The organism is Hamadaea sp. NPDC051192, from assembly GCF_040682475.1.
Lineage (GTDB): Bacteria > Actinomycetota > Actinomycetes > Mycobacteriales > Micromonosporaceae > Hamadaea > Hamadaea flava.
This window is the reverse complement of sequence record NZ_JBFBAZ010000010.1, coordinates 52,722-64,979: the sequence shown is the minus strand read 5'-3', so window position 1 is coordinate 64,979 and position 12,258 is coordinate 52,722. Positions and strand designations below refer to the sequence as shown.

The 12,258-nt window shown below is 70.9% G+C and carries 16 protein-coding genes; 1 reads left to right on the top strand and 15 read right to left on the bottom strand.

The genetic code is table 11. The features are described 5' to 3' along the window. Positions 1-45 precede the first annotated feature (45 nt). The 5 genes from AB0M47_RS06840 to AB0M47_RS06820 form a co-directional block, all read right to left on the bottom strand. Entirely contained in the window at positions 46-528 is a 483-nt protein-coding gene (locus AB0M47_RS06840; protein WP_363409590.1) for a GrpB family protein, read from the bottom strand. A 311-nt stretch (positions 529-839) separates the two neighbouring features. Continuing rightward, a complete protein-coding gene (locus AB0M47_RS06835) occupies positions 840-1,202 on the bottom strand; it encodes a hypothetical protein (RefSeq protein WP_363409587.1) in 363 nt (120 codons plus the stop codon). Positions 1,203-1,382: 180 nt separating this feature from the next. Next, entirely contained in the window at positions 1,383-1,580 is a 198-nt protein-coding gene (locus tag AB0M47_RS06830) for a hypothetical protein (RefSeq protein ID WP_363409584.1), read from the bottom strand. An 88-nt stretch (positions 1,581-1,668) separates the two neighbouring features. Beyond that, a complete protein-coding gene (locus AB0M47_RS06825) occupies positions 1,669-3,036 on the bottom strand; it encodes a hypothetical protein (RefSeq protein ID WP_363409581.1) in 1,368 nt (455 codons plus the stop codon). Then, a complete protein-coding gene (locus AB0M47_RS06820) occupies positions 3,033-3,863 on the bottom strand; it encodes a hypothetical protein (RefSeq protein WP_363409578.1) in 831 nt (276 codons plus the stop codon). The genes AB0M47_RS06825 and AB0M47_RS06820 overlap by 4 nt, the downstream gene beginning before the upstream one ends. Positions 3,864-4,009: 146 nt before the next feature. On the opposite strand from AB0M47_RS06820, the gene AB0M47_RS06815 reads away from it, so the two are divergent. Continuing rightward, on the top strand, positions 4,010-5,041 hold the full coding sequence (locus AB0M47_RS06815) for a hypothetical protein (protein ID WP_363409575.1): 1,032 nt from the start codon (positions 4,010-4,012) through the stop codon (positions 5,039-5,041). Here the strand turns inward: AB0M47_RS06815 and AB0M47_RS06810 are convergent. The 10 genes from AB0M47_RS06810 to AB0M47_RS06765 all read right to left on the bottom strand — a co-directional run bounded on the left by AB0M47_RS06810 (position 4,993) and on the right by AB0M47_RS06765 (position 12,105). Continuing rightward, the gene (locus AB0M47_RS06810; protein WP_363409572.1) at positions 4,993-5,508 is read right to left on the bottom strand and encodes a hypothetical protein; all 516 of its coding nucleotides are present in this window, start codon (positions 5,506-5,508) and stop codon (positions 4,993-4,995) included. The two genes, AB0M47_RS06815 and AB0M47_RS06810, sit on opposite strands and share 49 nt — an antisense overlap. A gap of 18 nt (positions 5,509-5,526) precedes the next feature. Beyond that, entirely contained in the window at positions 5,527-6,156 is a 630-nt protein-coding gene (locus tag AB0M47_RS06805; RefSeq protein ID WP_363409569.1) for a carbonic anhydrase, read from the bottom strand. A gap of 137 nt (positions 6,157-6,293) precedes the next feature. After that, positions 6,294-6,824 (bottom strand): GNAT family N-acetyltransferase, encoded by a 531-nt coding sequence (locus AB0M47_RS06800; protein ID WP_363409566.1) that lies wholly within the window; start codon positions 6,822-6,824, stop codon positions 6,294-6,296. A 59-nt stretch (positions 6,825-6,883) separates the two neighbouring features. Next, the gene (locus AB0M47_RS06795; RefSeq protein ID WP_363409563.1) at positions 6,884-7,666 is read right to left on the bottom strand and encodes an IclR family transcriptional regulator; all 783 of its coding nucleotides are present in this window, start codon (positions 7,664-7,666) and stop codon (positions 6,884-6,886) included. Between the two features lie 13 nt (positions 7,667-7,679). After that, positions 7,680-8,051, bottom strand: a complete 372-nt coding sequence (locus tag AB0M47_RS06790; protein ID WP_363409560.1) for a carboxymuconolactone decarboxylase family protein — start codon at positions 8,049-8,051, stop codon at positions 7,680-7,682. Between the two features lie 73 nt (positions 8,052-8,124). Then, positions 8,125-9,309, bottom strand: a complete 1,185-nt coding sequence (locus AB0M47_RS06785; RefSeq protein ID WP_363409557.1) for a lyase family protein — start codon at positions 9,307-9,309, stop codon at positions 8,125-8,127. Further along, the gene (pcaG, locus tag AB0M47_RS06780) at positions 9,284-9,838 is read right to left on the bottom strand and encodes a protocatechuate 3,4-dioxygenase subunit alpha (protein ID WP_363409554.1); all 555 of its coding nucleotides are present in this window, start codon (positions 9,836-9,838) and stop codon (positions 9,284-9,286) included. The genes AB0M47_RS06785 and pcaG overlap by 26 nt, the downstream gene beginning before the upstream one ends. After that, the gene (pcaH, locus tag AB0M47_RS06775; RefSeq protein ID WP_363409551.1) at positions 9,835-10,530 is read right to left on the bottom strand and encodes a protocatechuate 3,4-dioxygenase subunit beta; all 696 of its coding nucleotides are present in this window, start codon (positions 10,528-10,530) and stop codon (positions 9,835-9,837) included. The genes pcaG and pcaH overlap by 4 nt, the downstream gene beginning before the upstream one ends. Next, positions 10,520-11,290, bottom strand: coding sequence for a CoA-transferase (locus tag AB0M47_RS06770; protein WP_363409548.1), 771 nt, complete (start codon positions 11,288-11,290; stop codon positions 10,520-10,522). The genes pcaH and AB0M47_RS06770 overlap by 11 nt, the downstream gene beginning before the upstream one ends. Continuing rightward, the gene (locus tag AB0M47_RS06765; protein ID WP_363409545.1) at positions 11,287-12,105 is read right to left on the bottom strand and encodes a CoA-transferase; all 819 of its coding nucleotides are present in this window, start codon (positions 12,103-12,105) and stop codon (positions 11,287-11,289) included. Before AB0M47_RS06765 ends, AB0M47_RS06770 begins: the two co-directional genes overlap by 4 nt. Positions 12,106-12,258: the final 153 nt, after the last annotated feature.

Below are 12,258 nucleotides of genomic sequence, written 5' to 3'. Positions count from 1 at the left end.
AGCAATGCGCGCTTTGCGGACCTAATTCATCCAGGACCGAGTGGTTCATGTGGACATGGACTTCGTCACGGACCCGCCGGTGGCACCGAAAAATCTTGATGGTGTTCGCCAAGATCGATCATGCGGACACAGCTTGTGAGAGGTCGACGCGGAGGCCTTCGTGCGGGATGCGTTCGCTACAGCTCGATTCCGGCGTCCGCCAGCACGCGAGCGATGATGCGTACGTGACTGAGCTGGCTGATCACCGGGACGGAAGAACCACAAAGCGTCTGGCCGATGCGGGGCGTGGGCGTAGCCGAGTGTCGCCAGCGGTTCGATCGCGGTGGTGGCTTCGGCCAGCGAGCGCACTCCGGCCATCAGGTCGAGGACGGGTTTGGCGGGCAGACCGGGCACCGACGTGGAGCCGATGTGGTGCACGCCGTCTTGTCCGTCGGGCAGCCAGGCAGCAAGTGTCGCGGAGAGACGGCGCCTCTCGAGCTCGAAGGCTTCGGCCCAGGTCGATTGGTAAGGCGTGACCTCGATCCCCATGCGGCCAGCATGCGTGGCGTCGCCGATCTGAGCAACACATCGTGGCCGGCATCGCAACGCTGACTAGGGCAAACGATGTCCACTGTCGGTGGCATCCAGTTCGGCGCTGACACGGATCCAGCCTGGCGATGATGAGGAAAGGGCGCGATGCGGCATGCCTGTTCGCGCACTCGGCGTCCGGATCTGCCGCATTGCGCGTGCTCTATCGATTCCTAGGGTCGTATGACCAGGTCAGCATGACGTCGGGTTTCATTCGCAGCCACAACGTTGGAGCGGGCAAGCCTTCTCGCACTGTCGGGGCCGTCTCCAGTTCATGCCAAGCGTTCGTGACTCAGATATCGAACCGGCTTGCCGAGCGACTCCGCGTAGGCGATCTCCCGCCGGGTGGACTCACCTCGGTAGCCGCCCGGATCCACGATGTACACCTCGTCGGCCATGCGAATCTTCTGGAAATGCACGCGGCCAAGCCGCCCCTTCAGGTCCGAGCTGTCGACCGTCCAGTCGTAGTCCGGCAGATCGGGAAGGCTGAACATTCCGAGGCTGATCACGACGCAACCTTCCATCGTGAGCCGTTGATTGACCTCCGCGAACTCAGCCTCGAACTTGGTCGAGCCGCAGAGCGTGATGACCTTCGCCTCACCCTCGGCCGACTGCGGCGCCTGCTGGTCCTCCATGAGTTTCATGATCGGTGAACGGGCAGGACAAGTCCACCGCCGTCCGCTGGACGGACAGCGCGCCTGCCAGCGAGGGGCCTGACGCCGCGTCGGGCGCCTCTTACCTGTGCGGATGGTGCCACGGTGCCACGAAGGAGGTCGAGGTCCGTTGGTGGATTCGCCGCGAAGGCAACCCAGAGCTCAGTGGGCCCAGACCGCCAGGCAAACGAGCTTGCCCCGCAGCACCTCCACGAGCCTGCCGAGCACCACGTACGCACTGTTGGAGTAGGAGAAGAGAGCGCCAGGCAGGACGTAGGCGCGAGCATCGTCGATCGCGCTCTCCCACAGCCGGGGGTTCCCCGGAGAATCAAGGATCTGATCCACACCGCGGCCAGTCATCACATCACCGCAGAGCAAGATCGTGCACCGTGCGGCCACCAGGAACGCTTACCCGGCTGAGACCCGCGCCCAACCTTGGATCTTGCCGTCAGCGCAGGCGGAAGCGGCGCGCGGTCCGGCGCGCTACGCGTACGCCGCCGACGAAGGCGCGGCCCATGCGGGCCGGTCCGGACGTGCTCAGCAGCTCGACCAGGTGCAGCGTCTCGCGCAGCTTCTGCTCACGTTCGTCGGCCAGCTGCTGGTAGGCGGCCCGCTGCGCCTGGGCGTCGGCCAGCAGCCGGGCCAGCTCGTCGCGTTCGGCCACCAGGTCGTGCCACGTCACGGCCGGCTCGCCGGTCGGCACGTCGGCCGGGTCCAGTTCGATCCCGGCCATCGCGGCCAGCGCGACCGTCAGATCGGCCACCCCCTCGGCCGGCCAGGCGTGCGCGTACCCGTGGTGGGTCAGGAAGGCCGCGAGCCGCCGCAGCGCCTCGACCGGCTCGACGCCCGCGCTCAGCGCGGTCAGCCCCGCCGGCTCGACGATCACCTGGTCCGCGGGCACGCCAGACGGCCCGCGCTGCCACGCCGTCAGCAGCTCACGCACCGCGGGCAGGTCCCGCTTGACGGCGGCCAGGCTGATCGCTTCTTCAAGGGTACGCACATCGGGGCGGTCTGAACCCGGCACAGAGGACGGCAGGTCCGCGTCCGGTGTGGATCCCGCGACGAGGAACCAGGCGGCCGCGACCGGCATCGCAGCCTGACTGCGGAGGGCCCGAGCGGCCACCCGGCCCGGATCGGCCAGCGAGCCCGTTCCAGCGCCAGTGCGTACGAGCGCGGCCTGCAGCACCCCGCTGTCCGGGGTGTCCGATCCGACCAGGACGGTGGGTTCGACCGGCGACGGGAAACCCCCGTACGCCCGCACGACCGGACGGCCCAGCGCGGCCACGACGGCGTCGAACCCGGGTCCGCCGAGGTCGCCGGTCCAGTCCTGGTCAGCGGGCGGCGTCGGGGGCGCGGTCAGCCGATGCACCCCCAACGGGTTCGCCATCCCCAGCAGCAGTACGCCGTCCGGCCGCAGCCGCCGGGTCAACCGGCCCAGCACGTCGGTCCATTTCGGACGGTCCACCTCCGGCCCGGTGAGCCGGTCGAGACCCGCGAGCGCCACAATCGCGTCGTACGCCGTGTCTGCGTCGAGTGTGGCGTCCAGCGCGGCCAGGTCGCCGGAGTAGACGGTGGCGGCCGGATAGCGGGCGGTCAGCACCTTGGCGTCGGCACGGGCGCGGACGAGCAGCGTCAGGTCGCTCGCCCCGTCGAGGATCGCGTCGATCAGCTCGGGGTCGTGCGGGCCGGCGACCAGCACCCGCTCCCGGGCCGTACGCGCGAGCGTCGCGAGCGCCTCGCCGCGTGCCGGGCCGGCGCCGTGCGTACCGTCGAGATCGGAGTAGGCGAGCAGCTCGCCGCCGAGCGGGTGGGTCATCGATCCGCCTTTTCTGTCGGCCAGCGCAGCAGCCAGCGCATCTCCGCCGGGTCCAGCAGCCGGTCGGCGCCCAGTTCGGCGACCGCCGCCGCGCGCGCCACCGCCACGTCGATCTGCTCGCCGTGCAGGTCGGGCCACTCCCGCCGGATGCGGGCCTGCCCGCCGTACACCGGATTCTCTCGCTCGAGCTGCATCGGGTCGCCGTAGACCGCCGGTTCACAGCCGGCCAGCGTCCCGTAGAACACCGCCGTCGACAGCCGATTCGACGCGACACGCAGATGGCGGCGCTGCTCGCGGAGCTGGCGGTACAGGAACTCCGGATCCTGGTTGCCCCACCGGTCGCCGCGGTAGCCGTGGCAGATCACGCGGAAACCGGCCTGCTCGTAGCGGCGCCGCAGCCGCCGGGACTGGTACTCCTGCCAGTACAGGCAGATCGTCACCGGCCCGGGCTCGGTCAGCTGGATTTGGGCGATCAACCGGCTGTGGTCGCCGAGGACGTCCTGACCCTCCCAACCGTGGAACGGGTACCAGATCGTGCCGCGCCGCAGCTCCGTCGTGTCGTCGGGCATCATCGTCAGCAGGTACGCCCACGGTGCGCCGAGTGCGTACGCCGTGTGCCGGCCGAGCGACCAGGCGCGGCGGCGGGTGCGTTCGGACCACACGAGCAGCGGTACGCCCGGCACGAAGTCATGATCGGGGGCCATGCCGTCGCCGATGTTCCAGCCGTGCTGCAGATAGCCGTGGATGCGCGGGGAATCGCCGTCGTCCAGACCGCAGTAGCGGGCCAGGATGCGCGAGTGCCCGTAGTAGTGATTGGCGTGATGCACGGAACTCATTCGGTCGCGGTCGGTCCAGAACGTCGCGGGCGACGCCAGGAGCAGGTTATACGGCTACACCTGAACAACGCACGTACGGCGGGTGACTTTCTTGCCGTGGCTACGCTGAGGATCATGAGCGGCTGGTAGACCTGTCGGTGGCCGGGAACGAGGCCAGTGATCTCCTGCGTGTCGAGTCGGCCGAGGTGCTGGCGGCGCTGGGCGCGCGGGCGGCGTACTGGACGGTGCTCGACGAGGGTCCGGTCGAGGAGTGCCTGGCGGTGCTGGCGCTCGGCGCCGACGGCTGGCATGCGCGGCACCTGCCCGCCTCGGCTGGTACGCACACCGGCCGCACCGAGGACGGCGAGGCGCTGGCCCGCCATGACGGCTGGGTCTACGTCATCGGCTCGCACTTCGGCTCGAAAGCCGGTCCGCTGCGCCCGAAGCGGGCCTTCGTCGCCCGGTTCGCCGAGAGCCTGACTCCACAGGTGCAGGTCGTGCGGCACCGGTTCACCCTGCATCGGCTGGTCAACGAGGCGTTGCGGCGGCTCGCCGACGAAGGTCACCCCGCCGCGCCGGAGCCGCCGGCCGCCCGGGTGCACGCGTCGTTCATCGAGGAGACGCTGCGGCGAGGCCAGGCCAAGGCCAAGCAGTGGGTGAGCGATCTGCGGCCGGGCGATCATCCGATCAACGTCGAGGGTGCCGCGTTCACCCCGTCGGGCAGCCTGCTGCTGGGTCTGCGGTGGCCGGTCTCCACCGCGGGGGAGCCGTTGCTGGTGGAGATCGCCGGGATTCCCGGGCTGTTCGCCGATCCGCCGCTGCCGTTGTCGGTCGTCGGCGTGTACGCGGTGACCGGCGCGGGACCCGGGCCGCTGGGCGTACGCGCGCTGGCGCCACGGCCGGGTGTGCCGGGGGAGTTCGACGCCATCGTCGGCTCTATCGACGCGCTCGGCAAGAACTCGGTCATCATCGAGGAGCACCCGCAGGCCCGGGACGCGACCTGCGCGCACCTGAGGTTCAGGCTGCCCGCGGACGGGTCGGTCGCGATCAAGCCGGTCGTGGTGGCCGATCTCGCGCCGCTGCACCATGTCGAGGGAGTCGCCGAACTCGACGGTTCACCCCTCTACGTCACCGACGAGGATCACCGGGTGTCGCTCTGGGTGCACCAGACCTCGGCGTCGGCCAGGTAGGCGTGCGTCTCGCCGGTGACGGCCGTGCCTGCGACGGTCAGCATGCCCACGGTGCACGGCATGTAGACAGTCGACAGCAGATGCGGGGTGCCGCCCAGGTCGAAGGCCTCGTCGCGGACGAGCCGGCGATCCTTCGGCTGGAGGATCTCGACCGTCACGTCGGCGGCCGACACCCGCAGCCCCACGCTGAGCTCCTGATGCCACGCCACCGGGGCGTCGACCACCTCCGGATCCGGCCACTGCTGTCCGCGTACCTCCGGAAAATGCCGGGTGAACTCCTCCGCCAGCCAGCCGCCCAGTTCGGGTGAGGCACTGACTACTTTGGTCGTGCCCGCGTGCCAGAGCACGAGCGCGAGGCCGGAGCCGCGCTCGGACCAGTCCACCCGCCAGACGGAGGCGAACGCGAGCAGGCGTTCGCCGTCGCGGACGGTCATTCCGGGATTCGCACCGATGAAGCGGACCGACATGGCCGCCACGGTACGCGATCAGACGCCGAGGCGGGTGACCAGACTTGCCTTGCCCTCGGCCAGCCGGTAGGACAACCCGACGACGGCGCAGCGACCGTCCTTGACCCGCTCGGCGATCAGCGAGGAGCGCTCGATGATCGTGTCGGCGGTGTAGCGGATGTGCTCGGTGACAGCGAGCCCAGGATCCTTGACGGCCAGGTCCCGGACCGGCACGACGCTGATCATGACGCGCTCGACGATGTCCCGGATGAACCCGGGCGGGCTGGTGCCCTCGGCGATGGAGTCCAGCGTCGCGGCGATGGCCCCGCAAGAGTCATGCCCGAGCACCGCGATCAATGGCACGTCGAGCATGGCCACGGCGTATTCGATGCTGCCCAGCACCTCCGCGCCGACCACGTGCCCGGCGGTCCGGATGACGAACAGGTCGCCGAGGCCCCGGTCGAAGATGATCTCGGCGGCGAGCCGGGAGTCGGAGCAGCCGAACAGCACCGCGAACGGACGCTGGCCGGTGGCGGCGGCGGCCCGGCGGTCGGCGTCCTGGTTCGGGTGCTGGCGGTCGCCGGCGACGAACCGGTCGTTGCCGGCAAGCAGCAACGCCAGCGCGTCGGCCGGAGTCACCGGCTGGTCGGGGTTAACGGGCTCGCTCATCTCGGCCTTCCGGTCGAACGGATCATGAGTCCTCGTTCGCAATTCTGCCCTACGAAGATTGCCCGCGTATGTGGTAGACCTCATAACCAGCGGTTTCCCGCCGTGGGCCGCAGCCCGAGGGGTCGGTGCGGCCGAGGTCACGCGGTGCGGCCGGTGGGCACCCAGAAGCGCAGCTTGCCGCCGTCGGCCTCGAACAGGCGGCCACCAGCGGCCTCGATCACCTTCCGCGAGGCGATGTTGGTGTCGTCGCAGGTCAGCAGGGCGGGGTCGATGTCCAGCGCGGCGGCGACCGGCAACGCGTCGCGCAACATGCGCCCGGCGAAGCCCTGCCGGCGGCGCGACGGGCGGACGTCGTAGCCGATGTGGCCGCCGACCAGACGCAACTGCGGGGTCAGCCGATGGCGGATGCCGACGCGGCCGACGAACTCCCCGTCCTCGATCCACCAGAGCGTGGTCGCCGGCACCCAGCCGCGCGGGCGTGGGGTCTCCTCCAGCGGCGCGGCCAGCAGATCAGCCACGTATCGGGCGAACGTGGCGGGATCGGCGAGCCGGTCGGGATCGAGATCGGCGACGAACGGCGAACGGCCGGTCGGGTCGGACTCGTGGAATTCGCGTACGCCGGCGGTGAACGAGCTGCGGTGCCGGACGTCGGGCGCCTCCAGCGGCATCCGTCCAGTTTACGGCGTCGGCGCGGCACATTTCGCGGCGTCAGCGCGGCTGCCCGGGTTCAGCGGCGGCCGGTTCGGGTGCTGGCGGGGAGATCGGCCGAGATCCGGGCAGCTGTCGCGAGCAGCGGCGGGACCAGATCGCGGCGAATCGCCTCCAGCGTCGTGCGCCCGGCGTGGGACGAGAGGTTCACCGCCGCCACCACCCGGCCGGCCCGGTCGCGGATCGGGGCGGCGACCGCGCGCAGGCCCTCCTCCAGCTCCTGGTCGACCAGCGCCCAGCCCTGTGCGCGTACGCGTTGCAGCTCGGTGCGCAGGGCGGCGGCGGAGCCGATCGTGCGCGAGGTCAGCCGGTCGAGCCGGATGTCCTTCAGGTACGCCTCCAGCTCCTCGTCCGGCAGCGCGGCGAGCAACACCCGGCCCATCGAGGTCGCGTACGCCGGGAAGCGGGTCCCGACGCTGATGCTGACCGTCATGATCCGGGAGGTCGGGACACGGGCGACGTAGACGACGTCGAACCCGTCGAGGACGGACACCGACGACGACTCGTTCACCTCGGTCGCCAGCTGCTCCAGATGCGGTTCGGCCACCTCGGGCAGCGACAGGCTCGACAGGTACGCGTACCCGAGTTCCAGAACGCGCGGGCTGAGCGAGAAGAACCGGCCGTCGCTGCGGACGTAGCCCAGTTCGGCGAGGGTCAGCAGGAACCTGCGGGCGGCCGCCCGGGTGACGCCGGTCGCCGCCGCGACCTCGCTGAGACTCAGCTCCGGATGCGACCGGTCGAACGCCCGGATGACGGCCAACCCGCGTTCCAGCGACTGCACGAAGTCCGACCTGTCTGCCACCACGCTCGCCCTCTCACCCGTCCGCTGCCGGCACGATATCGTTCAGCACTTTCTGAGCTACCGCGAAGGCGGCGTTGACCGCAGGCGCGCCCGCGTACACCGAGGTGTGCAGGAGCGTCTCGCGGATCTCGTCCGGGGTGACGCCGTTGCGGATCGCCGCCGCGACGTGCATCGCCAGCTCGGCTTCGGCATGCTGCTGGGTCAGCAACGCGATGGTCAGCAGGCTGCGCGTACGCCGGTCGAGACCGGGACGCGACCAGACCGCGCCCCAGGCGGTCTCGGTGATGTGCTCCTGCCACGGGCGGGTGAAGTCGGTCGCGGCGGCCAGCGCCCGGTCCACGTGGGCGTCGCCGAGCACCTCCCGCCGGGTCTGCTCACCCTTCATCTCGGGCCACCCGTCCTTTCTTTTCGGCGGCAGATCACGGTTATGCCTGGAATCTTGGGCTGGGATGCCATGCTCATCCCTGATCTGGTGCCCTCGGGGAGGCCGCAGCCGGGGAGTGGTGGTGGCGTAGGGCGGCGTCGATGAAGGCGTCCGCGTGGCCGAACGGCCGATCCGCCGAGGCGTGGTTCTCCAGCGGCCACCCGGCCCGGTCGACGGCGGCCCGCATGACGTCGGTGTGGACGGTCAGCCCGCTGAGGCATTCGCGTAGCCAGGCGGCGGCCGAACCGGTGACGGTCAGCAGTTCGCGCAGCGGCCGCCATTCGGCGTGCCAGGCGCCGGCCGCCCGTTCGTGCTCCGCGATCAGGCTGCCCATCAGGGTGGCGACCAACCCGGGAGCCTGCGCGGCGGCGGCGAGCGTACTGACGGCGGCGATCGGGTTGCGTTTGTGCGGCATCGCCGTCGACCCGCCCGGCGCGGCCTCGGTGACCTCGCCGATCTCGGTCTGCGCCAGTAGGGTGACGTCGCGGGCGACCTTCCCGGCCGCGCCGGCCGCGATGCCGAGCGCGCTCGCGAGGTCGGCGATCCGGCTGCGTTCGGTGTGCCACGGCAGGTCCGGCGCGGATAGGCCCAGCCGTGCGGCGAACTGCTCGATCGGATCGGTGGCCAACCCCGCGAGGGTTCCCGCAGCTCCGCCGAGCTGAGCGGCGAAGGTCAGCGCGCGCAGCCGGTCCCGGGCGGCGTCCAGGCCCGACAGCCATTGGGCCGCTTTGAGCCCGAAGGGGATCGGGACGGCCTGTTGCAGCAGCGTACGGCCCATCATCGGGGCCGATCGGTACGCCTCGGCCCACTGCGCGGTGACCTCGGCCGCCGCGGTGAGGTCGTCGAGGACGGCGACCACGGCCCGCCGGGCGATCACCATGGCGGCGGTGTCCAGGACGTCCTGCGTGGTCGCGCCGACGTGGACCCACTCGCGGGCCTGCGACGGCACGATCTCCCGGATGATCGCGACCAGCGGATGCACCGGGTTCCCGTGGACCGCGGCCGCCCGGCCGAGCGCGCCGACGTCGATGAGGATGTGCGAGCACGCGTCGGCGATCGCGGCGGCGGCCGGCGGGGGAGCGGTCGTCCCGGCCAGTGCGACCTCGACGTCCAGCAGCGCCCGGACCCACGCGGCGTCGGAGACGGCGTCGGCGACGCGGCCCCGGTGCAGGACGCCGCCGAACAGCGACCCGTCAGACGGCGAAGAAGACGGTCTCATGGTCACCCTGCAAGACGATGTCGAAGGTGTAGCCGTCCGGGCCGGGCTGGGCCAGCAGCGTACTGCGTCGTTCGGGGTCCACCACCGCCAGCACGGGGTCGGCCGCGTTGCCCGCCGGCTCGTCGGCGAAGTAGACCCGGGTCACCAGCCGGTCCAGCAGACCCCGGGCGAACACCGACACGTCGATGTGCGGCGCCTGGAACAGCTCGCCGTCACCGGGCACCGGCCCCGGTTTGACCGTACGGACGGCGTACCGGCCGTCGGGGTCGGTGCCGCACCGGGCGAAACCCCGGAATCCGGGCGTCGCCGCCGATCCCCGCGGATCGTCCGGATGGGCGAACCGGCCCGCCGGATCGGCCTGCCAGATCTCGATCATGCCCTCGGGGACGGGGTCGCCCGCGCCGTCGACGATCCGGCCACGCAACCAGATCGCCCCCGGCACGTCGTCGGCGACCGCGTACGGGCCGTCCGGCCAGTCCAGGCCGAGGCTGAAGAACGGGCCGACGGTCTGCGACGGCGTGGGGATCACGGCTGCTCCATGGGGGTGGCGTCGCGTCCACGAAGGACGATGTCGAACCGGTACGCCTGCGACCACTCCGGCGCCGTGCGGTCGTAGTCGAACGCCGAGACAAGGCGTTGCCGGGCGGCCGGATCGTGGATGGCGTTGAAGATGGGGTCCTGGAAGAACAGCGGGTCGTCCGGGAAGTACATCTGGGTCACCAGGCGCTGCGGGAACGCCCGCCCGAACAGGGAGAAGTGGATGTGCGCCGGCCGCCACGCGTTCGGGTGGTTGCGCCACGGATAGGAACCGGGCTTGATCGTGGTGAACGTGTAGTTGCCCTCGTCGTCGGTCAGGCAGCGGCCCACTCCGGAGAAGTTCGGATCGAGCGGGGCGGCGTGGTTGTCCGCCGAGTGGGCGTACCGGCCGGCCGCGTTGGTCTGCCACAGCTCCAGCAGGGTGTTGGGCACCGGGCGGCCGTCGCCGTCGAGGACCCGGCCGAAGACCTCGATCCGCTGGCCGATCGGCTCGCCGTCGTGCTGCCGGGTCAGGTCGTGGTCGAGCGGCCCGAGCCGGCCCTCGCCCAGCAGCGGCCCGGTCAGCTCGGTGAGCCGGTGGGGCAGCGCGACGAGCGGCCGTTTCGGGGCGCGTAGCACGGTCGAGCCGTACGAGTCCCAGGCCAGCGGCGGCCATTGAGCCGGATCGGGGTGCCTATACGTCACCGGGTCCTCCAACGCTTTCTGCCGTCAGCGCGCGCAGCGCGGCCAGCTCATGATCGGTCGGTTCGGGGGTGATCGCCAGCGGTTCGCGGATCCGCAGCGGCCAGCCGGTCTGTTCGCGTACCCGGTCGGGGTCGACGCCGGGATGCACGCTGGTGAGGGTCAGCTCGCACGTCTCCGGGTCCGGTTCGAGCACGCCGAGATCGGTGATGACCAGCACCGGCCCGCGTCCGCGCAGACCCAGCCGGGCGCGGTGACCCGGCCCATCGCCGAAGCCGACCGAGGTTACGAAGTCGACCTTGTCGACGAGGGTGCGCCGCCGGTGCCGGACCACGACGGCGACCTCACGACACGAGGCGGCGATCTCCGGCGCGCCGCCGGCTCCGGGGAGCCGGACCTTCGGCTGCCGGTAGTCCCCGACGACGGTCGTGTTGATGTTGCCGAACCGGTCCAGCTGCGCGGCCCCCAGGAAACCGAGGTCGATGCGGCCCGGTTGCAGCCAGTAGTTGAAGATCTCCGGCACGCTCACCACCGCGTCCGCGGTCACCGCCAGCTCACCGTCGCCGATGGACAACGGAAGGGTACGCGGACGGGAGCCGATCGTGCCGGACTCGTAGATCAGCGCCAAGTCCGGCGACCCGGTACGCCGGGCGAGGTTGGCCGCGGTGCTCGGCAGCCCGATGCCGACGAAGCAGGAGGCCCGGCCGATCAACGCACGGGCGGCGGTCACCGTCATCATCTCGTCGGCGGTCCACCCGGTCATGAGCGCGCCACCGGTTCCAGGACGGTACGCGACAGCCAGTCGAGGAAGGTCTCCCGATCGCGGCTGATCGCGTCCCACGCCCGGTACGCGTCGTTGTCGCGCTCGTAGTAGTCCTGCGCGTAGGAGGGACGGGCGCCGCCGGGGACCTCGGCGACGGCGGTTACCGCCCAGGCGGGCAGCACGATCGCGCCCGGACGGGGAGTCAGCTCGGGCACGATCTCCTCGACCGTCACCAGCGAGCGCCGGGCGGCCAGCAGGGCCTCCTTCTGCACTCCGGTGATGCCCCACAGTTGCACCGCACCGCGGCGGTCGGCCCGCTGCGCGTGGATGATCGTCACGTCGGGGTTCAGCGCGGCGACCGCGGTCAGCTCCTCCCCGGTGAACGGGCAGGTCACGGTGGCCACCGTGGACGTATGCCGCAGCAGGTCGGTGCCGGTGTAGCCGCGGAGCACCGCGAACGGCAGCCCGGACGCGCCGGCCGCGTACCGGTTGGCCATGCCGGCGTGGCTGTGCTCCTCCAGCCGCAGCGGTTGCGGCCAGCCGTGTTCGACCGCGTCACGCAGCCGATGCAGCGAGCCGACGCCCGGGTTGCCGCCCCACGAGAAGATCAGCCCGCTCGCGCAGCCCGCGCCGATCAGCTGGTCGTAGACGATGTCCGGGGTCATCCGGGCCAGCGTCAGCTCCCGCCGCCCCTGACGGATCAGCTCATGCCCGGCCGCCACCGGGATCAGGTGCGTGAAACCCTCCAGCGCCACGAGGTCGCCGTCGGCGACCAGGCCCGCGATCCCCTCGGCGAGGGTGACGATCTCGGCCATGCGGCTCCCGGATGTTCGCTATGCGTACAGAAGTTCTGTGCAGCCACCCTAAGAGGGTCACGGGTCACCGTCAATGGCACCAGAAGCATTGACTACCGCCAGTCTCGGTTCTAGGTTGCCGAGAGAACTTCTGTGCGGCTACCGAACACCCGA

What these genes read in the sequence shown, in the direction of transcription:
- AB0M47_RS06840 (WP_363409590.1), bottom strand. Translation starts at nt 528, where the DNA reads ATGGGGATCGAGGTCACGCCTTACCAATCGACCTGGGCCGAAGCCTTC.
- AB0M47_RS06835 (WP_363409587.1), bottom strand. Translation starts at nt 1,202, where the DNA reads ATGGAGGACCAGCAGGCGCCGCAGTCGGCCGAGGGTGAGGCGAAGGTC.
- AB0M47_RS06830 (WP_363409584.1), bottom strand. Translation starts at nt 1,580, where the DNA reads ATGACTGGCCGCGGTGTGGATCAGATCCTTGATTCTCCGGGGAACCCC.
- AB0M47_RS06825 (WP_363409581.1), bottom strand. Translation starts at nt 3,036, where the DNA reads ATGACCCACCCGCTCGGCGGCGAGCTGCTCGCCTACTCCGATCTCGAC.
- AB0M47_RS06810 (WP_363409572.1), bottom strand. Translation starts at nt 5,508, where the DNA reads ATGTCGGTCCGCTTCATCGGTGCGAATCCCGGAATGACCGTCCGCGAC.
- AB0M47_RS06805 (WP_363409569.1), bottom strand. Translation starts at nt 6,156, where the DNA reads ATGAGCGAGCCCGTTAACCCCGACCAGCCGGTGACTCCGGCCGACGCG.
- AB0M47_RS06800 (WP_363409566.1), bottom strand. Translation starts at nt 6,824, where the DNA reads ATGCCGCTGGAGGCGCCCGACGTCCGGCACCGCAGCTCGTTCACCGCC.
- AB0M47_RS06790 (WP_363409560.1), bottom strand. Translation starts at nt 8,051, where the DNA reads ATGAAGGGTGAGCAGACCCGGCGGGAGGTGCTCGGCGACGCCCACGTG.
- AB0M47_RS06785 (WP_363409557.1), bottom strand. Translation starts at nt 9,309, where the DNA reads ATGAGACCGTCTTCTTCGCCGTCTGACGGGTCGCTGTTCGGCGGCGTC.
- AB0M47_RS06770 (WP_363409548.1), bottom strand. Translation starts at nt 11,290, where the DNA reads ATGACCGGGTGGACCGCCGACGAGATGATGACGGTGACCGCCGCCCGT.
- AB0M47_RS06765 (WP_363409545.1), bottom strand. Translation starts at nt 12,105, where the DNA reads ATGGCCGAGATCGTCACCCTCGCCGAGGGGATCGCGGGCCTGGTCGCC.